This is a genomic window from Bacillus cereus group sp. BceL220 (assembly GCF_051776965.1).
Classification (GTDB): domain Bacteria; phylum Bacillota; class Bacilli; order Bacillales; family Bacillaceae_G; genus Bacillus_A; species Bacillus_A cereus.
Window position 1 is genome coordinate 137,790 of the sequence record NZ_JBPWBC010000001.1, and the last position, 22,814, is coordinate 160,603.

Sequence of the window (22,814 nt, forward strand, 5' to 3'; positions counted from 1 at the left end):
TTACAAAATACGTTTACAAAGAAAGAGAAGGTACCCCATTACGAGGTACCTCTTCTTATTTTAAAATATTTGTAATATATGTTTGAAGTTCTTCTACTTTTACTTCTTCAGACTCACCTGTAGCACGTACTTTCACTTCTACAATACCTTCGTCTGCTTTTTTACCAACTGTAACGCGAACTGGAAGACCGAATAAATCTGCATCTGCAAACTTAACACCTGCACGTTCTGCACGATCGTCTAATAACACTTCATATCCTTGTTCTTGTAATGAGTTGTAGATATTTTCACCCATTTCACGTTGTGCATCAGATTTCATATTTACTGGAATTACATGCACATGGAATGGTGCTACAGCTTTTGGCCAAACTAAGCCGTTCTCATCGTTAAACTGCTCTGCAATTGCTGCCACTGTACGAGATACACCGATACCGTAACAACCCATAATAAGTGGTTGTGTTTTTCCGTTTTCATCTAGGAATGTCGCGTTCATTGCTTCACTATAACGAGTTCCTAATTTGAATACATGACCAACTTCAATTCCGCGTGCGAAAAGAATTGTTCCGTTTCCATCTGGAGATTGGTCTCCTTCTTGAATGAAGCGTAAATCTGTATATTGACTTACTTTAAAGTCACGTTTTGGATTTACATTTACATAATGGAATCCTTCTTCGTTCGCTCCTGAACATCCGTTAACAATTGATGCTACAGCGTGATCAGCAATAATTTCAATATCACCTGTTACACCAATCGGCCCTAATGAACCAATTTCACAATTTAATAATTCTTTTACTTCTTCATGAGAAGCAAGCTCAACAACTGAAGCGCCGTATACATTTTTCACTTTCACATCGTTTACTTCGTGATCACCACGAACAAGTACAACTACTAATTTCTCATCTACTTTAAATACCATAGACTTAATGCACTTGTCAGCTGCAATGTTTAAGAATGCAGATACTTCTTCAATTGCTTTTTGGTCTGGTGTTGCTACTTTTTCAAGAGCTTTTTCTGCTTCGTCACTCTTCGTATACGTATCTACAACAGGAGCCATTTCGATGTTTGCTGCATAATCAGATGTGTCAGAGTATGCAATTGTATCTTCACCAACATCAGATAATACCATAAATTCATGTGTATCTTTTCCGCCCATTGCTCCAGAATCAGCAATAACTGCACGGAAATTCAAGCCACAACGAGCAAAAATGTTAGAGTATGCTTTATATAAGCGATCGTATACTTCATCTAAGCTCTCTTGTGTAGCATGGAAAGAGTATGCATCTTTCATTAGAAACTCTCTTCCACGTAATAAACCGAAACGAGGTCTTTGCTCATCACGGAATTTTGTTTGAATTTGGTATAATGTTAACGGTAATTTTTTATATGATTTCACTTCATCACGCACAAGATCCGTAATTACTTCCTCATGTGTCGCTCCTAATGCGAATTCACGAGCGTTACGATCTTTCATACGCATTAATTCAGATCCGTATGAATACCAACGACCTGATTCTTGCCATAATTCTGCAGCTTGCATAGCTGGCATTAATAATTCTACAGCTCCTGCACGCTCCATTTCTTCTCGAACGATACGTTCTACTTTGTGTAATACTTTTAATCCAAATGGTAGAAAACTATAAATACCAGAAGCATTTTGACGCATAAAACCTGCACGAAGTAATAATTGATGACTCTTAATTTCAGCATCAGCTGGAACTTCACGTAATGTAGGACTGAATACCATACTTTGTTTCATTTATTTGCACCTCTTCATTTTACTCTTACACGCAGTAAAACCCCTCACCTCGAATTAGGTGAGGGATTTTATTCTACGAGCTCTATTTCATTATTAGTTTCATTCTATTTTACAAGAAAAACTTACGAATGTCATTCCATGTTACAACTAACATTAATAACATTAATAATGCAAAACCAATAAAATGAACCATTCCTTCTTTTTGACGGTCAATTGGTTTCCCTCGTAACGCTTCAATTAAGAAGAAGAATAAACGGCCACCATCTAAAGCAGGAACTGGTAATAAATTAAATAAACCAAGATTAATGCTTAGAACTGCCGCTAAACTTAGTACACGCGTAAATCCATAATCTACAACTTGATCTGTTAGATTATAAATTCCTACTGGACCTGACAACTCATTAATAGAAAATTGACCAGTTACTAATTTCACAAGAGATTCAAAAATTAGTTTCGTCCATTGGTACGTTTGTTCAAATCCTGATTTAATAGAACCCATTACTGTTTTCTCTACAGGAGAATAAACACCAATTCTACCAACTTCGTCTTTTCCTTCTTTATCAAGTGTTGGCGTTACTTTCACATTAAACTGTTCATTATCACGCTTTACTTGTAACGTAATTTCTTTATTCGGGTTTTCACGTACAATAGTAACAACATCTTTCCATGTACTTGTGTTTTTCCCATCAATCGCTTGAATTGTATCATTCTCTTTCAGGCCAGCTTGCTGTGCTGCACTATTATCCATCACTTTTCCGACCATTGGTTTGTCAATAGGAACCCCTTGTACAAATCCAAGAATCACAAAAATAACAAATGCTAAAATGAAGTTCATTGCAGGACCCGCAAAGATTGTTAAAGCGCGTTGACCCAATTTTTTAGAGCCAAATTGCCTGTTATATGGAGCAATTTGAATTTCTTCTCCAGCAGTAATGATGCGAGCCTTTTCATTCACTCGGAATGTTTGAAGCTCTTCCTCATACTCTTCATAGCCTGAAATCGTTAGATTATGCTCTAAATCAGCTTGTTCGACTTCAATAACACGAACATTTGGATATTTTTCATATCCATCAAAAACTAATTTCACAGCTTCGTCTTTTTCATTTAGCACAAGGCCAACCTTTTTCCCTGGCTTTAACTCAACTGTGTCTGCATCCTCGCCAGCCATTCTTACATAGCCACCCAGAGGCAGTAATCGAATCGTATACACCGTTTCATTCTTTTCAAATGAGAATATTTTCGGACCAAAACCAATCGCAAACTCGCGGCATAAAATGCCTGCTCTTTTCGCGAAGTATAGATGCCCTAGCTCATGGAAAAATACGAGTGCACCGAAAATTAATATAAAGGCAATCGCTGTATTCAATTCCATAACCACCTTTGCTAAATTTGTTCCATCACAAACCGTCTTGTGGCTGCATCAATTTCCAGAATTTCCTCTAAGCTCGGACGTGCAATGACATTGTGATGGTTCATTGCTTTTTCAATGAGGTCTTCCACTGTTAAGAAACCAATTCTCTTTTGTAAAAAAGCTTCAACAGCTACTTCATTCGCTGCGTTCATTACAGCTGGCATACTTCCACCTGCTTTTCCAGCTTCATACGCAAAACGTAAACAACGGAATCGTTCTTGGTCCATTTTCTCAAAATGCAACGTCCCTATTTCCCATAAGTTTAACTGTTTTGTGTCTGAAAGAGGCAATCTATCAGGATATGTAAGTGCGTATTGAATTGGTACTCGCATATCAGGTGAACCAAGCTGCGCCATTACACTACGATCTTCAAATTCAACCATAGAATGGATAATACTTTCTTTATGTAAAACAACATCGATTTGCTCATAAGGGATACCAAAAAGCCAATGTGCTTCAATTACTTCTAGTCCCTTATTCATCATTGTAGCAGAATCAATTGTAATTTTCGAACCCATTGACCAGTTTGGATGTCGAAGCGCATCTTCTACGGTCACATGATGCAATTCATCTCTCGTTTTATCACGGAAACTTCCACCAGAAGCCGTTATAATAAGACGAGAAATTCTTTTTTCATTTTCACCATTCAAGCATTGAAAAATAGCCGAATGTTCACTATCTACTGGAAGTAACGAAACATTATGTTTTCGCGCTGCTTCCATTACAAGATGTCCTGCAGTTACTAACGTTTCTTTATTTGCAATTCCAATTGTTTTTTTCGCCTCAATCGCACGAAGTGTCGGTAACAACCCTACGCTACCTACAACAGCATTTACTACAATCTCCGCATCTGGATGTAATGCTACTTCTAAAAGTCCTTCACTACCATATACAATTTTTGTATTACCAGAAACAGCTTGTAATTTTAAAACATCTTCCTCTCTTTGCACAGAGACGATTTGCGGAGAAAATTCTTGAATTACCTTTACTGCGTAGTCAATATTTTTCCCTACAGAAAAAGCAACGAGACGGAATTGGTCTGGGTGCGAGCGTAATACATCTAAAGTTTGTGTACCAATTGATCCGCTTGCACCTAATAAACTAATGTTTTTCATGACTCCAACCCCTCGTTCATTTATTAATTGTATTGTAATAAGAAGTAGAGAATTGGTAAAACGAATAACCAACTATCTGTTCGATCTAATATACCGCCATGCCCAGGTAAAATTGTACCTGAATCCTTTACGCCATAATGACGTTTAAAAGCAGATTGTACTAAATCACCAATTTGTCCAAAAATAGAAATGATAATTGTCAGCACAATTAAAATTACTACATTCGATTCGACTGGGAAGAACACGTTGTAAACAAGTGCCACAATAATTCCACAAACGATGCCGCCTAATGAACCTTCAATCGTTTTATTTGGACTAATTTCTGGCCACAATTTTCTCTTGCCCAATGCTTTTCCTACGAAATATGCGCCTGAATCAGTAGCCCATATAACAAATAATGCACAAAACACATATTTAATTCCTAATATTCTCGTTTCATTTAAATATAAGAATCCCATTGCCACATATGTCGTTGCCATTAGTAAAAATGAAGCATTATCAAAAGTAAATGTATTCTTAGAAAGGACTGTATATGATAAAAGTAATAAAACAATCACAAATGTGATTTCCAATTTACCTAATCCAATCCATGTAAACAGTTCTGATGCACTACTTGGAATTAAAAGAATCCACAATAATACTGCAGCTAAAACTGTCGGTACTGAAATAAGCGTAAGCTTATTCATACGAATTAATTCATATAAACCTATAGAAGCAAGTGCATACACTAAAACCGTAAAAGGCACGCCACCGTATATTACGATGGGAATGAATAGCGCGGCAGCAACCACTCCAGTAATAATTCTCTGTTTCACTACCAAACCCTCTCTTTCTACACGCCTCCGAATCTGCGCCCTCTATGTTGAAAGTCAGTAATCGCATTTAGCAAATGTTCTTCTTTGAAGTCTGGCCAATACACATCTGTAAACCAAAACTCCGAATATGCAATTTGCCATAACATGAAATTACTAATACGTAGCTCTCCGCTTGTTCGGATTAACAACTCTGGATCGGGTAAAGAACTCGTCATTAAGTAGGAGGAAAGCATTTCTTCACTTACCTCTTCAGAACGAATTTTTCCTTCCTCATTATCTTTCATCATATGTTGCACAGCAGAAACGATTTCATCTCGACTTCCATAGTTTAACGCGAAATTAAGAATTAATCCCGTATTCTCTTTCGTATCTTCCATGGCTTTCTCCATCGCTCTGCGTGTATGCGTAGGAAGACGATCTTTTTGCCCTATTACTCGGACTTGTACGTTTTCTTCAATCAATTCTGGTAAAAATGTACCTAGAAATTCTTCTGGAAGCTTCATTAAATAATCAACTTCCTTTTTCGGTCTTTTCCAGTTCTCAGTTGAAAAAGCATAAAGAGTTAACACTTTCACATTAAGTTTACTTGCAAATTTTGTAATTTTCTTTACAACTTGCATACCTTCATGATGTCCCGCAATACGAGGCATTGCTCTCCTCTTTGCCCATCTTCCATTCCCATCCATAATGATGGCAATATGTTCTGGGATATATCCTTTTTTCACTTCTTCAACGAGATGATCAAACGATGTGTCCTTTTTACCTTTAAAAAAAGGAAAGTTTTTAAACATCATTCATACCCTCCAACAAGCAGACGTATGCCTAAAAGTGTAAAAAGACCCCCTTAAGAAGAGGGTCATATTTGCGAAGTTATCGCTATTACACTTCCATGATTTCTTTTTCTTTGTTTTTTGCGATTTCGTCAACTTTTGCAATATATTTATCTGTTTCTTTTTGGATATCTTCAGTATATCCTCTTAAATCATCTTCTGTAATCTCGCCAGCTTTTTCAAGCTTCTTAAGATCATCATTTCCGTCACGACGTACGTTACGAACAGCTACTTTTGCTTCTTCAGCATATTTTTTCACAACTTTAACAAGATCACGACGACGCTCTTCTGTTAATGCAGGGAATGCAATACGAATTACAGTTCCATCATTAGAAGGGTTTAAGCCTAAATCTGCTTTTAAAATTGCTTTTTCGATATCACCGATAGAAGTTTTATCATAAGGTTGAATTACAAGTAAACGTGCTTCTGGAACTGTAATGTTCGCTAATTGCACAACTGGTGTTGGTGCACCATAGTAATCAACTTGTACCTTATCTAATACAGACGAGCTTGCACGACCAGCGCGAACTGTTGCTAATTCACGAGAATAAGCAGCAACTGCTTTTTCCATTTTTTCATTTGAAGACTTCAATACTTGTTGTCCCATATTTATTTCCCCCTTACAACTGTTCCAATATTTTCGCCTAAAACGGCACGTTTAATATTACCTTTTTCCATAACTGAGAATACAATTAATGGAATATCATTATCCATACATAGAGAAGAAGCTGTAGAATCCATTACACCTAAACCTTCTTTTAATACATCTAAGTAAGTAAGCGTTTCGTATTTCGTAGCTGTTGGGTCAATAGATGGATCTGCGCTATATACGCCATCCACATTATTTTTTGCCATTAAAATAACGTCTGCTTCGATTTCCGCTGCACGTAATGCTGCTGTTGTATCTGTAGAGAAGTATGGATTACCTGTACCTGCTGCAAAGATAACAACACGTTTTTTCTCTAAGTGACGAACTGCTTTACGGCGAATGTAAGGCTCTGCCACTTGACGCATCTCAATTGAAGTTTGTACACGAGTTTGGATTCCAATATTCTCCAAGCTATCTTGAAGAGCTAATGAATTCATAACTGTAGCTAACATGCCCATGTAATCTGCTCCTGCACGATCCATGCCCATCTCACTTCCAATTTTCCCACGCCAAATGTTACCGCCACCAACAACAACAGCAACCTCTACATCAAGTTCTGCAATTTCTTTTACTTGTTCTGCAACTGACTTAATAACAGTTGGATTAATTCCAAATCCTTGCTCTCCAGCTAAAGCTTCTCCACTTAGCTTTAAAACGACACGATTATATTTCGGTTTACTCATAATGAACCTCCAATTGCTTACATCTTTATTTTAAAAAAGGGAACACAATGTGTTCCCTAATCTGTATTAGTTACTACCTTTTACTTGGTTCATTACTTCTTCAGCAAAGTTGTCTTCGCGTTTTTCGATACCTTCACCAACAGCGTAGCGAACGAATCCTTTTAATGTTCCGCCTTTAGACTCAACGAACTGACGAACTTTCATATCAGGGTTTTTAACGAATGCTTGGTCAAGTAAGCAAATCTCTTCGAAGAATTTGCCTAGACGGCCTTCAACCATTTTTGCAACGATTTTTTCAGGCTTGCCTTCGTTTAATGCTTGTTGTGTTAATACTTGACGCTCATGCTCAACTTCTTCAGCTGTTACAGCATCGCGGTCGATGTATTTAGGGTTAACTGCAGCGATGTGCATTGCAACATCTTTAGCAGCAGCTTCATCAGTAGAACCTTCAAGAACTGTTAATACACCAATGCGTCCACCCATGTGTAGGTAAGCGCCGAATGCATCTGCATCAGTTTTTGATACGATTTCGAAACGACGAAGTGTAAGTTTTTCACCAATTTTAGCGATTGCTTCGTTGATGTGCTCTTCAACGTTTTTACCGTTTTCCATTGTTTGAGCCATAGCTTCTTCAACGTTAGCTGGTTTGTTAGTTAATAAGTGAGCAGCTAATTCTTTAATTAGTGCTTGGAAACCTTCGTTTTTCGCAACGAAATCAGTTTCAGAGTTTAATTCTAAGATTAAAGCGTCGTTACCGTTTGTTTCGATGAAAGTTAAACCTTCAGCAGCAATGCGGTCTGCTTTTTTAGCAGCTTTCGCAATACCTTTTTCGCGTAAGAAGTCAATTGCCTTCTCCATGTCGCCGTTAGTTTCTGTTAAAGCTTTTTTGCAGTCCATCATACCTGCGCCAGTTTTTTCACGTAATTCTTTTACCATTTGAGCAGTGATTGCCATATTTTTCATCCTCCTAAAATATGTATTTATACCTTTTATAAAGGTGTTTATACCTTAAAAAAGGTGATAAAAGGCCGAACCCCTTATCACCTTTCCAACTTTGTTACGCAGTAACAGTTTCTTCACCTTGTTTTGCTTCAAGGATCGCGTCTGCCATTTTAGATGTAAGAAGTTTTACAGCACGAATTGCATCATCGTTTGCTGGGATAACGTGATCGATTTCGTCTGGATCACAGTTTGTATCAACGATACCGATGATTGGAATGTGTAATTTGCGTGCTTCAGCAACTGCAATACGCTCTTTACGAGGGTCTACTACGAATAATGCACTTGGAAGACCTTTCATATCTTTAATACCGCCTAAGAATTTCTCAAGACGCTCTAACTCTTTTTTAAGTTGAACAACTTCTTTCTTAGGAAGTACTTCGAAAGTACCATCTTCTTGCATTCTTTCGATGTCTTTAAGACGCTTGATACGCTTTTGGATTGTTTGGAAGTTTGTTAAAGTTCCGCCTAACCAACGTTGGTTAACGAAGTACATACCAGCACGAGTTGCTTCTTCTTTAATAGCTTCTTGTGCTTGTTTTTTAGTACCTACGAATAAGATGTCTCCACCTTCAGCAGCGATGTCGCGCATCGTTCTGTAAGCTTCCTCAACTTTTTTCACAGTTTTTTGTAAGTCGATGATGTAGATACCGTTACGCTCTGTGAAAATGTAACGCTTCATTTTTGGGTTCCAACGACGAGTTTGATGTCCGAAATGAACACCAGCTTCAAGCAATTGCTTCATAGAAATTACTGACATAATATAGTTCCTCCTAAATGGTTTTTGATATCCTCCGTTTACTTCATCTCTAAGCGAAACTACAAACGTAGCACCAACACTTAAATCAGTAAACGTGTGTACTTTGTACTGACACCACTGCTTACTATATCATACTGAAATATTACAATCAAGTCGAAAATGCGAACAATGTAAAACTTTCTTTGTTCATACTCGAATTCTAGTATTACCAACCTTCATTTCTTTTAAGCAAAAAAGTAAAACACAATTAATAGTTTTCCCAGAAAACACGCTTATGGCACTTTTCACAAGCGCCATCAATCCATTGCACAAAAAAACTCTCCTCGATCGAGGAGAGTTTTTTATAAATTAGTTTGTTTTTAATTTAGCAAGTTCCTGTAGAAACTTGTCGTTTAGCACTTTAATGTATGTTCCTTTCATACCTAAAGAGCGAGACTCAATTACACCAGCACTTTCTAATTTACGTAGTGCATTTACGATTACAGAACGAGTAATTCCTACACGATCAGCAATTTTACTTGCAACAAGTAAACCTTCTGTTCCATTTAATTCTTCGAAGATATGCTCAATTGCTTCTAACTCACTGTAAGATAATGAGCTGATCGCCATTTGAACAACAGCTTTACTACGTGCTTCCTCTTCGATTTCTTCTGCTTTTTCACGTAAGATTTCCATGCCTACAACAGTTGAGCTGTACTCAGCAAGGATTAAATCGTCATCTAAGAACTCTTGACCAAGACGAGCTAATACTAAAGTACCTAGACGCTCACCACCACCAACGATTGGTACGATTGTAGTTAAACCTTGACCAAATAATTCTCTGTTTTCTACCGGGAATGCTGTGTAAGCACTGTTCACATCTAAGTTTGAAGATGTTTCTGTAATGTTGAATAAGCTTTGTGTATATTCTTCTGGGAATTGACGTTCTGCAAGCATTTGCTTCATGCGTTCGTTTTCGATTTGTTGGTGAATTGCATAACCTAGTAATTTACCACGACGACTAACTACGAATACGTTTGCTTCGATTACTTCACACATTGTGTCAGACATTTCTCTAAAGTTTACAGGCTTCCCTGCTGCGCTCTGTAATAACGCATTTAATTTTCTTGTTTTTGCTAATAATTCCATTTCAAAAGTTCCTCCTACATGTTACTCACATATTTTTTCATCACTTGGAAACTAGGGCGAGTCACCTGATGACACTATTACAAAATAAACTGGCTCACATCTTTATTTTTAGCAATTGTTGCTAATTTCTCCTCAACGTATTGAGGGGTTATCGTTATTTTCTCTAACGTAATTTCAGATGCTTCAAACGATAAATCTTCAAGGAGCTTCTCCATAATCGTATGAAGTCTTCTTGCTCCAATATTATCTGTATCCTGATTAACTTGATAAGCAATCTCAGCAATCTTACGAATAGCTTCGTCTGAAAATTCAATTTCTATACCTTCGGTCGCTAATAATGCCATATATTGTTTAATTAACGCATTGTCAGGCTCGATTAATATTTTAACAAAATCGTCTGTCGATAATTTTGTTAATTCTACTCGAATCGGAAATCTCCCTTGCAATTCCGGAATTAAATCCGACGGTTTAGACATATGGAACGCTCCAGCTGCAACGAATAAAATATAATCCGTTTTTACTGATCCGTATTTTGTCGCAACATTCGACCCTTCTACAATTGGCAAAATGTCACGTTGCACACCTTCACGTGATACATCTACGCTATTCGACTGCTTACCAGCAATTTTGTCAATTTCATCAATAAAAATAATCCCGAGCTGTTCAGCACGATAAACAGCCTCTTGTGTAACTTCATCCATATCAATTAAGCGCTGTGCCTCTTCATTTGTCAAGAGTTTTCTTGCTTCTTTTACAGAAAGTTTACGTTTTTTTGTTTTTTTCGGCATAAAACTCCCTAACGCATCTTGGAAATTCATTCCCATTTGCTCCATGCCAGTTCCTTGTAACATATCAAACATTGACGACTGTTGCTCAGTCACTTCAATCGATACAATCTCTTCTTCGAGAAGCCCTGCAGCAAGCTTTCTCTCCACATCTTGACGTTTCTTTTCGATTTCACCATCTTCTTGTGTATCAGACGTTTGACTCGAATTTTGAGCGCCCCCAAAAAGCATCTCTAATGGATTTTTAAATCCAGATTGCTTCTCCGGACTCGGTACTAAAATTTCAACAAGACGTTGATTCGCTTGCTCTTCTGCTTTATCTTGAACTTTCACTACCATTTCTTCTTTTACGATACGAACCGATGTTTCCACAAGGTCACGTACCATCGACTCTACATCTCTACCCACATATCCAACTTCTGTGAATTTTGTAGCCTCAACCTTAATAAAAGGTGCTCCAACGAGTTTCGCCATTCGTCGTGCTACCTCTGTTTTCCCAACACCTGTCGGTCCAATCATCAAAATGTTTTTAGGTGCTATTTCATCACGTAAATTTTCAGCTAATTTACTGCGACGGTATCGATTTCTCAACGCTACAGCAACCGCTTTCTTTGCGTCTTTTTGACCGATGATATATTGATCTAATTTTTCCACAATTTGGCGCGGAGTAAAATGTAAATGCATATAAAATGCCTCCCTTACGATTCTACAATTCTTCAACAATTATGTTGTGATTCGTATAAACACAAATATCACCAGCAATCTCTAAACTCGCTTTCGCAATTTGTTTCGCTGTTAAGTGTTCACTTGCATATTGCTTTAAAGCACGACCTGCAGAAAGCGCATAATTTCCACCAGATCCAATTGCTAAAATACCATCATCCGGTTCAATCACTTCTCCTGTACCTGAAACAAGAAGCATAGTTGTTTTATCCATGACAATGAGCATCGCTTCTAGTTGACGTAACATTTTATCGCCACGCCATTGTTTTGCCATTTCAACAGCAGCACGCTGCAAGTTGCCATTATACTCTTCTAATTTTCCTTCAAACATTTCAAAAAGAGTAAATGCATCAGCAACTGAACCTGCAAAACCAGCTAAAACTTTACCTTGGAAAAGTCTGCGAACTTTACGAGCTGTATGTTTCATTACAACAGCATTTCCCATTGTCACCTGACCATCTCCAGCCATTGCACATTCTCCATTATGATGAACTGCAAATATCGTTGTAGCGTGGAAATTCCCCATAGAAAAAACTCCTTTATTTGTTTTTATAGCTTTTAAAGCAATTTATGCCCGCGGGTGATGCTTCATGTAAACAGAACGCAATCTTTCTTTAGAGACATGCGTATAAATTTGTGTAGTCGACAAATTCTCATGACCTAATAGCTCCTGTACAGTACGTAAATCCGCCCCTTCATCTAACATGTGTGTAGCAAATGTATGCCTTAACATATGGGGACTTATCCGCATTGTCAGTGACGCCTTTTTAATGAGTTCATTTAAAACATAACGTACTCCACGACTTGTTAGCGGTGTACCTTTCGCATTTAAAAATACCATACGAGAGTCTTCGTCAGTCTTATTAACTAACTGTTTTCTCCCATTCTCTATATAAGTAATTAAAGAATCTTGCGCATAGCTTCCGAACGGAATATACCTTTGTTTTTTTCCTTTTCCCATTACTAAAATTGTTCCCACCGCAAAGTCAATATCGGTAAGTTGTAAATTGACACATTCACTCACACGGATTCCAGTCGCATACATCAATTCTAATAAAGCTTGATTCCTTTGACCTAATGGTGTTCCCGTGTCAGAAACTTCAAATAATTCCTCTAACTCTTCAGCATATAAAAACTTTGGGATTGACAATTCTTTTTTGGGGAGTGACGCAAGTGCAAACGGATTATCTTTTCGATAACCTTCACGCATCAAAAAACGATATAAACTTCGTAAGCTTGATACTTTTCTTGCGACAGATTTACGGGCTAACTTTTCATCGTGCAACGTCGTTAAGTACAAACGAACATCCGCGTATGTAACGTCTAAAAAAGAGGATATGCCTTCTCGCTCCATAAATTGCACAAAATGTTCTAAATCATTTTGATAACTTGCAATTGTATATTTTGAATAATTTCTTTCAATTTGTAAATATCCAACGAATAATTGTAACAATTTCTTCACATTCACACAACTCACCTCAATAAAGGCTACTAAATCGTATCACAACTTAGTAGCCTTTGCAAGAAATTTAACTAAATATTTACAAAATTTTGAATTGTTTCTAAAGCGCGTGTTGCGTATGCTTCATTTCGTTCCGCTTTCTTTTTGATCTTTTTCTCTAACGGTGCAAATAGACCGAAGTTCGCATTCATCGGTTGGAAGTTTTTAGCATTCGTTGCCGTAATGTAATTTGCCATGCTACCCATTGCAGTTACTGACGGTAATACAACTGGCTCTTCACCTTGCACAAGACGTGCAGCATTAATTCCCGCTAATAATCCTGATGCTGCTGATTCAACATATCCCTCTACTCCAGTCATTTGACCAGCGAAGAATAAATCATCACGTTGTTTATATTGATATGTTGGACGAAGCAAATTAGGTGAATTAATAAACGTATTACGATGCATTACACCATAACGTACAATCTCTGCATTTTCCAGTCCCGGAATTAACTGTAGCACTTCTTTTTGTGGTCCCCATTTTAAATGCGTTTGGAAACCTACGATATTGTATAAAGTTCCCGCTGCATCATCTTGACGCAACTGAACAACAGCATATGGCGTTTTTCCTGTTTTTGGATCTTCCAATCCAACAGGTTTCATAGGTCCAAATACTAGCGTCTGTCTCCCTCTACTTGCCATAACTTCTACTGGCATACAACCTTCAAAGAAAATTTCTTTTTCAAACTCTTTTAAAGGCACTGTCTCAGCAGCAATTAAAGCCTCATAAAAACGGTCAAACTCTTCTTCTGTCATTGGGCAATTTAAATATGCAGCTTCACCTTTGTCATAACGCGATTTTAAATATACTTTATTCATGTCAATGCTGTCTTTTTCTACGATTGGTGCTGCCGCATCGTAGAAATAGAAATAATCTTCACCTGTTAGTTCTTTTAATTGTGCAGCAAGATCAGGAGATGTAAGTGGACCTGTTGCAATAATTGTTGGTCCTTCTGGAATTTCAGTAAGCTCTTCGTTCACTACAGTTACATTCGGATGGTTTTTTACGTATTCTGTTACTTTAGCTGCGAACTCATGACGGTCTACAGCTAAAGCACCTCCAGCTGGTACAGAGCACTCGTCTGCCGCACGAATAATTACAGAATCCATTAAACGCATTTCCTCTTTAATAACTCCAACTGCATTTGTTAAAGTGTTTGCACGAAGTGAGTTACTACATACTAATTCAGCAAATTTATCTGTGTGATGAGCTGGTGTTTGCCTTACCGGCCTCATTTCATATAATCTAACTTGGACACCACGTTTTGCAATTTGGTAAGCTGCTTCACTTCCTGCAAGACCTGCGCCAATGACGTTTACTACTTGTGTTGTCATTTATATCACCTTTCCTTTTCTTCCCGAAAAAAATGTGAGCAGTTACGCTCACATTTGTTGTTCTTCTTCATAATCGCACGAAATACATTGTACTTGCACGCCTTTTTTTAACTTTTTCTCTACAAGCATGCCTTCACACTTCGGACATTTACGACCAATTGGCTTATCCCAAGATACAAAGTCACACTCTGGATACGTACCGCATCCATAGAAAAGACGTTTCTTTTTGTTACTGCGACGCTCAATAATTTGTCCTTCTTCACATTTCGGACAAGTTACACCGATTTCTTTCACAATCGCTTTTGTATTACGACAATCAGGGAAATTCGAACAAGCCATAAACTTCCCGTATTTACCCATTTTAAAGACCATTGGATGTCCGCATAATTCACAGTCTTCCCCAGCTGGCTCATCTTTAATTTCCACTTCACGCATTTCTTTTTCCGCTTTTTCTAAGCGCGGTTCAAATCCTACGTAGAAATCATCAACAATTTTCACCCAATTGGCATTTCCTTCTTCTACTTCATCAAGGCTTTGCTCCATATTGGCAGTAAATTCAATGTTAATAATTTCTGGGAAAAACTCTAAAATAAGTTCAATTACTATTTCACCAAGTTCAGTCGGAACGAAGCGTTTATTATCCAAACCTACATATCCACGTTTTTGAATCGTTTCAAGTGTAGGTACATAAGTCGACGGTCTTCCAATTCCAAGTTCTTCAAGTGTTCTTACTAGACGGGCCTCTGTATAGCGCGGAGGAGGTTGTGTAAAATGTTGCTTCGGTTCTAAATCCTTTGAAAATACAGTTTCCCCTACTTCTAAAGGCGGCAACATCTTATCCTTTTCTTCCGCACCATCATCTTTCGACTCTACATACACTTTCATAAATCCTGGGAACTTTACAACCGATCCACTTGCACGGAACTGAACATTGTTATTAATGAGTCTCGCTGTCACAGTATCCATTATAGCAGACGCCATTTGACTTGCAACAAATCGCTCCCAAATCAATTTATATAATCGAAGTTGATCACGACTTAAGAAACTTTTCAGTTCCTCTGGCTTTCTCATTACCGAAGTAGGACGAATTGCCTCATGTGCATCTTGTGCATTTGACTTTTTCGATTCTTTCTTCTTTTCTGTTCCTATGTATTCCGTACCATACGCTTCAGTGATGTAAGTACGTGCCTCTGTTTGAGCTGTTTCTGAGATACGTGTTGAATCAGTTCTCATATACGTAATAAGACCTACAGTTCCTTGTTTTCCAAGATCTATCCCTTCATACAATTGCTGTGCAAGCATCATCGTTTTCTTTGCTCGCATATTTAACTTACGTGCTGCTTCTTGTTGCAAGGAAGATGTTGTAAACGGTAATGCAGGATTACGTTTTCGCTCTTTGCGCGTTACATTTTCAACTGAAAACGCATTGTCTTTCATCTGTTCAATTATTTCATTCACTTGCGTTTCATTCGTTAATTGAACTTTTTCACCATCTACACCGTAAAAACTTGCTTCAAATGTGTCTTTTCCTTTTACAAATTCTGTTTTAATTGTCCAGAATTCTTCAGGTTCAAAGCTTTGAATTTCCTTTTCACGTTCGATGATTAAACGAACTGCTACAGATTGTACACGCCCTGCACTTAATCCTTTTTTTACTTTCTTCCATAATAAAGGACTAATATTGTAACCAACAAGACGATCAAGTATGCGTCTTGCTTGTTGTGCATCTACTAAATCCATATTAATTGCGCGAGGATGTTTAAATGATTCTTTGATTGCATCTTTCGTAATCTCATTAAACACAACCCGACAATCTGATTCAACGTCCACATTTAACGTATTCGCTAAATGCCAAGCAATCGCTTCCCCTTCGCGGTCTGGATCGGCCGCGAGATAAACTTTCTTTGCTTTTTTCGCCGCTGATTTTAAATCCTTTAAGACGGGACCTTTACCACGAATGGTAATATACTTCGGGGTGAAGTTGTTCTTTACTTCTATCCCCATTTGACTTTTTGGCAAATCGCGAACATGTCCCATAGACGCGACAACTTTGTATTTTTTCCCTAAATATTTCTCAATGGTCTTCGCCTTAGAAGGCGACTCCACGATTACGAGGTAATCTGACATGCTAGTGCCTCCTTAAGAGGTGGATTCAAGTCTTCATTAATCTTATTGATTTCTCTTGTTTTTGTCAATCAAGAATGAATATACCATACAGTGCCAATCTACCATTTGTCAATAATTGTTTAATAAAAATTTAAAAATATAAGGTTAATTTAAAATCTCCTCCAAGATATCTTCTGCATTTCTTACTAATTTTGCTCCTTGTTGAATAAGATGATTCGTTCCCGATGCCCCCTCTATAAATATAGGTCCAGGAAGCGCAAACACCTCTCTATTTTGCTCTAACGCAAGGTCTGCAGTAATAAGTGTTCCACTTCTCGATTTGGCTTCTACAACTAAAACACCTTTACTTATACCACTAACAATCCGGTTCCTTTTTGGAAAATACCATTTTTTCGGTGCATAGTGCGGAGGATACTCTGTCAATAACAATATATATTCCTTCCACATTTCATATAAATGTCTATTTTCTTTCGGATACATAAACGACAATCCGTGCCCTAATATCGCAATAGTCGGGCAATGATGCCTTACTGTAATCTCATGAGACATTGTATCTATCCCTTTTGCAAACCCACTGACAATAAGCCACTCTCTTTCTAATAAAGGGTGTAAAATAAACTTCAAACTCTCATGACCATATAATGATGGTTCTCTCGTTCCAACAACTGCTAATTTATTTACTTTATTGAGAAAATCTTTCTCTCCTTTTCCATATAAAACGAAGGGAGGATCTTGTATTTCACGTAATAATTGCGGATAATTTTCATCCCATATCGTTATATAAAAAATACGATTTTTCTCTAAATAAGATATATATTGCGGAAGATTTGAACTTTGAAGAAATTTCACTAGTTCTGAAGATTTTTTCGAGGATATTCCAGTGTAGTATTCCATTTGTTTTTCGTTAAAAGTATATATGTTCTTTAATTCTGGATCGACATATAGTAGCCTCTCCATCGCTTTCCAATAATCTGCTAGCAAGTAATGAAGATGTAATAATCGCTCTCTTTTCATCTCAATTCTCCTTACCCATAATTTTTATTATGTAAACAGAAAAAGTGTAAAAAGACACCCTCAAGTAAGAGGGTGTCTTTCAACAGATTAATAGTTTTTGCAAGTCTCAAATAAACCTTTTTCTTTTAAAACAGAGATTAGCGTTTCTCCCATAACTGCTGGAGTTTCAGCTACTTTAATGCCACAAGCTTCCATTGTTTTAATCTTTTCAGCAGCAGTTCCTTTACCGCCAGAAATGATTGCACCAGCATGGCCCATACGTTTGCCAGCAGGCGCTGTTTGACCACCAATGAAGCCTACAACAGGTTTTGTCATATTAGCTTTTACCCATTCAGCTGCCTCTTCTTCTGCTGTACCGCCGATTTCACCAATCATAATTACAGCATGTGTTTCTTCATCTTCATTAAATGCTTTTAACGCATCAATAAAGTCTGTACCGTTAACAGGGTCCCCGCCGATACCTACAGCAGTAGATTGTCCAATACCCTCTTGTGTTAACTGGTGTACAGCTTCATACGTTAAAGTACCAGAGCGCGATACGATACCTACATGACCTTTTTTATGAATGTATCCTGGCATAATACCGATTTTACATTCATCAGGCGTGATAACACCTGGGCAGTTTGGTCCAAGTAAACGTGTATGTTTACCAGCCATATATCTCTTTACGTTTACCATATCTAATACAGGAATTCCTTCAGTAATACATACTACTAAATCAATTTCTGCATCAACTGCTTCCATAATTGCATCAGCCGCAAAAGCGGGTGGAACGTATACAACTGAAGCGTTTGCGCCTGTTGCTTTCACTGCATCTTCTACAGTATCAAATACTGGTACACCTTCAATATCAGTGCCACCTTTACCTGGCGTTACACCACCGACAATTTTCGTACCGTATTCAATCATTTGTTTTGTATGGAATAAACCTTGAGAACCTGTAATACCTTGAACAATAACTTTTGTATCTTTATTAACTAATACGCTCATTTTTCTCCCCCGCTTTCTATTAGCCCACTAGTGAAACAATTTTTTGTGCACCGTCTGCCATAGATTCTGCTGCAACAATATTTAAGCCAGACTCATTTAAAATTTTCTTACCTAGTTCTACGTTTGTACCTTCAAGACGTACAACTAAAGGTAACTCAAGACCTACCTGTTTCGTTGCTTCAATAACACCTTCTGCAATAACATCACACTTCATAATGCCACCAAAAATGTTAACGAAGATACCTTTTACATTTTTGTCAGAAAGGATAATTTTGAATGCTTCTGTAACTTTTTCAGCAGTTGCACCGCCACCAACATCTAAGAAGTTAGCTGGGTCACCGTGGTAATGTTTAATGATATCCATTGTAGCCATCGCTAAACCTGCACCATTAACCATACAACCGATATTTCCATCTAAAGGAATGTAGTTTAAGTCGTATTTTGAAGCTTCAATTTCTTTTGCATCTTCTTCGTCAAGATCACGAAGCTCTAAAATGTCTTGATGGCGATATAACGCATTAGAATCAAAGTTTAATTTTGCATCTAGTGCCATAACTTTACCTTCACCTGTTGTAACAAGTGGGTTAATCTCAGCGATAGAGCAATCTTTTTCAATAAACGCACGGTATAAGCCCATCATAAACTTCACAGCTTGTCCTACAAGCTCTTTTGGAATATTGATGTTAAATGCAATTCGGCGCGCTTGGAAACCTTGTAAGCCTACTGCTGGATCAATATATTCTTTAAAGATTTTTTCAGGTGTTTTTTCTGCTACTTCTTCAATTTCTGTTCCGCCTTCTTCAGAAGCCATTAAAACAACTTGAGAAGTTGCACGATCTAAAACTAGACCTACATAATATTCTTTTTTAATATCGCAACCTTCTTCGATAAGTAAGCGTTTTACTTCCTTACCTTCAGGACCTGTTTGATGTGTCACAAGTGTAGTTCCTAAAATGCTTTCTGCATATGTACGAACTTCATCTAAATTTTTTGCAACTTTTACTCCGCCAGCTTTGCCGCGTCCACCAGCGTGAATTTGTGCTTTCACTACACATACATCTGTTCCTAATTCTTTCGCTGCTTCTACAGCTTCTTCTACTGTAAATGCAACCTTCCCGTTCGGAACGCTAACCCCATAGCTTCTAAGGACTGCCTTACCTTGGTACTCATGGATATTCATGGTCCCATCCTCCCCTGTTTTCCTGTTTTACTCGAAAAGTTTTTTAATGTTTAAAAAACATTACATTGCCATTGTATAAGATGATTGGCACGCTGTCTACAATAAAGTGTCAGAAAACTGAAATCGCTTTATTCTTTTTCGGAAATAGTAATGTTTATATGCCAAAATAAAAAATAAGCTGTATATTTACAGCTTATTTTTGAATCATATCTTTAATTGGCGCGAATGACTTTCGGTGTTCCTCTAATACTCCATGCACTTCAATTGCCTCTAAATGTTGCTTTGTGCCATATCCCATATGTTGCTCAAATCCGTATTCAGGATACTTCTCTCCCAGTTCTTTCATCATACGATCTCTCGTTACTTTTGCGATAATGGATGCAGCTGAAATCGAAACACTTTTCGCATCACCTTTAATAATTGAAGTTTGCGGAATTGGTGTGGGAAGCTTCATCGCATCAATTAATAAATGTTGGGGTGTATAAGATAAATTTGCAACAGCATCTAACATCGCTTGTTTCGTTGCTTGGTAAATATTAATTTCATCAATAACTTGCGGTGATACAATTCCAACTCCAATTGCAATCGCTTGTACTTTTATTTCATTATAAAAACGCTCACGTTTCGCTTCACTCAGCTTTTTTGAGTCATTTAACCCTGGAATATAAAAATCCTCAGGAAGAACGACAGCTGCCGTCACAACAGGCCCAGCCAATGGCCCGCGCCCTACTTCATCAATACCTGCGATATATGTGACCCCTTTTTCACGCAAAGCATTTTCATACTTGGACATTTCAAAAAACTTCTCTTTTTCTTTCTGTTCTAACTCTTTTTGTTTATACCACTTCAAAACGAGCTTTTGAACGCCTTTTCGCTCATCTTTCATTAACAGTTGAAAGCGATCATCTTCTTCATTCATAATTTCTTTCAATACATTTTCCGCTTCTTTTATCGTCATTGTTTGCATTTATACAAGCTCCTTTTTAAACGTATCCAAAAAGAAAAGACGCACAAACGCACGTCTTATACTTCTTCTATTTTTTCCACATCTTCTACTTGCTCTGCAAACTCTTCCGGTGTCTCAAACGTCATTTTTCCAAGTTTGCCACCACGAAGCTCACGAAGTACAAGCTCAGATGTCTTATCATAATCAATCATTCCGCCGCCCATTAAGCAGCCTCTATTTTTTCCAATTGCATCGAATAATTCCACAATATCTTCTGGAATCTCATTTAAATTGTAGCGTTCTTTCAAGCGTTCTGGATAATGTTTCTCCATAAAACGTAATGCGTAAACAGCTACATCTTGTAAATTTAAAATTGAATCTTTAATTGCACCCGTCGTCGCTAAGCGAAGACCCACTAATTGATCTTCAAATTTAGGCCACAGAATACCTGGCGTATCTAACAATTCCATTTCCTTCCCAACTTTAATCCATTGTTGAGCTGTTGTCACACCTGGACGATCTCCTGTTTTAGCAATATTTTTCTTTGCCAATTTATTAATTAATGTAGATTTACCAACATTTGGTATACCTACAATTAATGCGCGAATCGCTCTCGGTCTAATACCTTTTGCAACCATTTTATCAAATTTTTCTTTAACAAGCACTTTACAAGCTGCTGCAATTTCTTTCATACCTTGTCCAGCTTGCGCATTAATCGAAATTGCCATATGGCCTTTTTCTTTAAAATATGCGATCCATTGTTTTGTTAAACGATCATCTGCCATATCCGCTTTATTTAAAACAACAAGCCTCGGCTTATGTGTAATGATTTCATCAATCATTGGGTTTCGAGATGATAATGGTAATCGAGCATCTACAAGCTCAATTACAACATCAATTAATTTTAATTTCTCCGTTACTTGGCGTCTAGCCTTCGCCATATGCCCTGGAAACCATTGAATTACCATGTTGCCACCTTCTTTTTCATTTATTTCACAATACGTGCGTCTTCTAACGGCCAATATAACATATTGGCTTTACCAATTACTTGATCCTTTGAAATCGTACCGATTGAACGGCTATCTTTACTAAAACGACGATTATCACCTAAAACAAATAATTGATCTTTTGGAACAGTTTTCTTGCCTGTCATTTCTTCAAGATTAAAATCATATGTAAGCGGTCCGTCAGCAATTTGCTTTTTCTGCTTGTCTAAATACGGCTCCTCATAAGCCTTTCCGTTAACATACAGTTTATCATTACGATACTCTATTTCATCGCCTGGCAGGCCTATAATGCGCTTAATGTAATCTTTATCTTCTGTTGCTCGAAATACGATAATATCAAAGCGTTTTGGATCTCCAATGTGATAACCAATTTTATTCACAATCATTCGATCACGATCATGTAAAGTAGGTGCCATCGATACCCCGTCTACGAGAATTGGAGCAAAGAAAAACTGTCTAATAACACCAGCTAATACAACAGCAATCAAAATTGCTTTAATCCATTCCCAAAGTGAACTCTTCTCTTTTTTCATGCATTTCCCCTCCACGGTTATGTAAGCTGTTCGTATTATACCAAAATTTCATATAGATTGGAAAAAGGGAGCTTGTGCATTTACAAGCTCCCATACATGTCTTATCGAATTTCTTTAATACGTGCTTTTTTACCGCGAAGGTTACGTAAGTAGTATAACTTAGCACGACGTACTTTACCACGGCGAAGTACTTCGATTTTCGCGATTCTTGGCGTGTGAACTGGGAATGTACGCTCAACACCTACACCGTAAGAAATCTTACGAACTGTGAATGTTTCACTAATTCCGCCACCACGACGTTTAATTACAACACCTTCGAAAAGCTGAATTCTTTCACGAGTTCCCTCAACAACTTTTACGTGTACACGTAAAGTGTCACCAGGACGGAATGAAGGAAGGTCAGTTTTTAATTGGCCTTTTGTAATTTCTGCGATTAATTGTTGCATATTAAATTCTCTCCTTTAAACAGATGCTCTTATAAAGTCTTAATAAATTACAGCGGAACATCGTTAATACGGCTACTGA

At 37.6% G+C, this 22,814-nt stretch carries 22 protein-coding genes; all 22 read right to left on the reverse strand.

Going from position 1 to position 22,814, the window contains the following annotated elements; all coding sequences use genetic code 11:
- Window positions 1-55: 55 nt before the first annotated feature.
- Window positions 56-1,756 (reverse strand): proline--tRNA ligase, encoded by a 1,701-nt coding sequence (locus ACS2FK_RS00675; RefSeq protein WP_063548475.1) that lies wholly within the window; start codon window positions 1,754-1,756, stop codon window positions 56-58.
- Window positions 1,757-1,865: 109 nt separating this feature from the next.
- Window positions 1,866-3,122, reverse strand: a complete 1,257-nt coding sequence (rseP, locus tag ACS2FK_RS00680; protein WP_001090233.1) for an RIP metalloprotease RseP — start codon at window positions 3,120-3,122, stop codon at window positions 1,866-1,868.
- 17 nt (window positions 3,123-3,139) lie between these two features.
- Window positions 3,140-4,282, reverse strand: a complete 1,143-nt coding sequence (gene dxr, locus ACS2FK_RS00685; protein ID WP_000790358.1) for a 1-deoxy-D-xylulose-5-phosphate reductoisomerase — start codon at window positions 4,280-4,282, stop codon at window positions 3,140-3,142.
- Window positions 4,283-4,305: 23 nt separating this feature from the next.
- Window positions 4,306-5,097 carry a phosphatidate cytidylyltransferase gene (cdsA, locus tag ACS2FK_RS00690; protein WP_000813592.1) on the reverse strand — a complete coding sequence of 264 codons (792 nt, stop codon included), beginning with the start codon at window positions 5,095-5,097 and terminating at the stop codon, window positions 4,306-4,308.
- A gap of 17 nt (window positions 5,098-5,114) precedes the next feature.
- Complete coding sequence (gene uppS / locus ACS2FK_RS00695; protein ID WP_000971296.1) at window positions 5,115-5,891, reverse strand: isoprenyl transferase; 777 nt, start codon at window positions 5,889-5,891, stop codon at window positions 5,115-5,117.
- Window positions 5,892-5,976: 85 nt separating this feature from the next.
- A complete protein-coding gene (gene frr / locus ACS2FK_RS00700; protein WP_000531505.1) occupies window positions 5,977-6,534 on the reverse strand; it encodes a ribosome recycling factor in 558 nt (185 codons plus the stop codon).
- 2 nt (window positions 6,535-6,536) lie between these two features.
- The gene (gene pyrH / locus ACS2FK_RS00705; protein WP_000042669.1) at window positions 6,537-7,259 is read right to left on the reverse strand and encodes a UMP kinase; all 723 of its coding nucleotides are present in this window, start codon (window positions 7,257-7,259) and stop codon (window positions 6,537-6,539) included.
- A 66-nt stretch (window positions 7,260-7,325) separates the two neighbouring features.
- Complete coding sequence (gene tsf, locus ACS2FK_RS00710; protein WP_001018577.1) at window positions 7,326-8,213, reverse strand: translation elongation factor Ts; 888 nt, start codon at window positions 8,211-8,213, stop codon at window positions 7,326-7,328.
- Between the two features lie 103 nt (window positions 8,214-8,316).
- Window positions 8,317-9,018, reverse strand: coding sequence for a 30S ribosomal protein S2 (gene rpsB, locus ACS2FK_RS00715; protein WP_000111485.1), 702 nt, complete (start codon window positions 9,016-9,018; stop codon window positions 8,317-8,319).
- Window positions 9,019-9,366: 348 nt separating this feature from the next.
- Window positions 9,367-10,146: a GTP-sensing pleiotropic transcriptional regulator CodY gene (codY, locus tag ACS2FK_RS00720; RefSeq protein ID WP_000421290.1), complete on the reverse strand. Its 780-nt coding sequence runs from the start codon at window positions 10,144-10,146 to the stop codon at window positions 9,367-9,369.
- Window positions 10,147-10,223: 77 nt separating this feature from the next.
- A complete protein-coding gene (hslU, locus tag ACS2FK_RS00725) occupies window positions 10,224-11,615 on the reverse strand; it encodes an ATP-dependent protease ATPase subunit HslU (RefSeq protein ID WP_000550085.1) in 1,392 nt (463 codons plus the stop codon).
- A gap of 22 nt (window positions 11,616-11,637) precedes the next feature.
- The gene (hslV, locus tag ACS2FK_RS00730; RefSeq protein WP_000526274.1) at window positions 11,638-12,180 is read right to left on the reverse strand and encodes an ATP-dependent protease proteolytic subunit HslV; all 543 of its coding nucleotides are present in this window, start codon (window positions 12,178-12,180) and stop codon (window positions 11,638-11,640) included.
- Window positions 12,181-12,222: 42 nt separating this feature from the next.
- Window positions 12,223-13,122 (reverse strand): tyrosine recombinase XerC, encoded by a 900-nt coding sequence (xerC, locus tag ACS2FK_RS00735; RefSeq protein ID WP_001101245.1) that lies wholly within the window; start codon window positions 13,120-13,122, stop codon window positions 12,223-12,225.
- A gap of 65 nt (window positions 13,123-13,187) precedes the next feature.
- The gene (trmFO, locus tag ACS2FK_RS00740; RefSeq protein ID WP_000213006.1) at window positions 13,188-14,492 is read right to left on the reverse strand and encodes an FADH(2)-oxidizing methylenetetrahydrofolate--tRNA-(uracil(54)-C(5))-methyltransferase TrmFO; all 1,305 of its coding nucleotides are present in this window, start codon (window positions 14,490-14,492) and stop codon (window positions 13,188-13,190) included.
- Between the two features lie 48 nt (window positions 14,493-14,540).
- Window positions 14,541-16,619: a type I DNA topoisomerase gene (gene topA / locus ACS2FK_RS00745; RefSeq protein WP_001286955.1), complete on the reverse strand. Its 2,079-nt coding sequence runs from the start codon at window positions 16,617-16,619 to the stop codon at window positions 14,541-14,543.
- Between the two features lie 144 nt (window positions 16,620-16,763).
- The gene (gene dprA, locus ACS2FK_RS00750; RefSeq protein WP_000818046.1) at window positions 16,764-17,633 is read right to left on the reverse strand and encodes a DNA-processing protein DprA; all 870 of its coding nucleotides are present in this window, start codon (window positions 17,631-17,633) and stop codon (window positions 16,764-16,766) included.
- A gap of 87 nt (window positions 17,634-17,720) precedes the next feature.
- Complete coding sequence (gene sucD / locus ACS2FK_RS00755; protein ID WP_000115178.1) at window positions 17,721-18,623, reverse strand: succinate--CoA ligase subunit alpha; 903 nt, start codon at window positions 18,621-18,623, stop codon at window positions 17,721-17,723.
- 19 nt (window positions 18,624-18,642) lie between these two features.
- Entirely contained in the window at window positions 18,643-19,803 is a 1,161-nt protein-coding gene (sucC, locus tag ACS2FK_RS00760) for an ADP-forming succinate--CoA ligase subunit beta (RefSeq protein ID WP_063548477.1), read from the reverse strand.
- Window positions 19,804-19,996: 193 nt separating this feature from the next.
- The gene (locus ACS2FK_RS00765; protein WP_063548479.1) at window positions 19,997-20,770 is read right to left on the reverse strand and encodes a ribonuclease HII; all 774 of its coding nucleotides are present in this window, start codon (window positions 20,768-20,770) and stop codon (window positions 19,997-19,999) included.
- A 56-nt stretch (window positions 20,771-20,826) separates the two neighbouring features.
- Window positions 20,827-21,717, reverse strand: coding sequence for a ribosome biogenesis GTPase YlqF (gene ylqF / locus ACS2FK_RS00770; RefSeq protein ID WP_000236702.1), 891 nt, complete (start codon window positions 21,715-21,717; stop codon window positions 20,827-20,829).
- 20 nt (window positions 21,718-21,737) lie between these two features.
- Complete coding sequence (lepB, locus tag ACS2FK_RS00775; protein WP_000711852.1) at window positions 21,738-22,289, reverse strand: signal peptidase I; 552 nt, start codon at window positions 22,287-22,289, stop codon at window positions 21,738-21,740.
- Between the two features lie 101 nt (window positions 22,290-22,390).
- On the reverse strand, window positions 22,391-22,735 hold the full coding sequence (gene rplS / locus ACS2FK_RS00780) for a 50S ribosomal protein L19 (protein WP_001186516.1): 345 nt from the start codon (window positions 22,733-22,735) through the stop codon (window positions 22,391-22,393).
- Window positions 22,736-22,814: the final 79 nt, after the last annotated feature.